Annotated in this window: 1 protein-coding gene; it reads right to left on the minus strand. The window is 72.6% G+C overall.

Features of this window, described 5'->3' with window-relative positions; all coding sequences use genetic code 11:
• Positions 1-71 precede the first annotated feature (71 nt).
• Positions 72-383, minus strand: a 312-nt coding sequence (locus CCN56_RS38885) for an HNH endonuclease (protein ID WP_143664792.1), incomplete at its 5' end; no start/stop codon positions are given.

Raw genomic sequence — 383 nt, forward strand, 5'->3', positions numbered from 1 at the left:
CGGGCCCTTCGCACGTCTGCGGCTCACGCCTCACGAGGACGGATCACGGGCTACAACGCCGGATCACGGCTCTACGCGGCCGAGTTGGCCAGCCACTCCGGCAGCTCCGACCGCTCGCTCGCCCGCATCGCGAGCAGCATCGCGTCCGCCGGCGTCGGCTCGAACGGCTGGTGCAGCAGCGGCATCCCCGCCTGCTCCGGCGTCCGGTCGGCCTTGCGGTGGTTGTCCTCGGCACAGGAAGCGACCGTATTCAGCCAGCTGTCCCCACCACCCTGGGCCCGCGGCACGACGTGGTCCACCGTCGTCGCCCGCCTCCCGCAGTACGCGCACCGGTGCTGGTCCCGGACCAGCACCCCCCTCCTCGACCACGGGGCCTGTCTTCG

The sequence above is a fragment of the Streptomyces sp. NRRL B-24572 genome (assembly GCF_002156145.1).
Lineage (GTDB): Bacteria > Actinomycetota > Actinomycetes > Streptomycetales > Streptomycetaceae > Streptomyces > Streptomyces vietnamensis.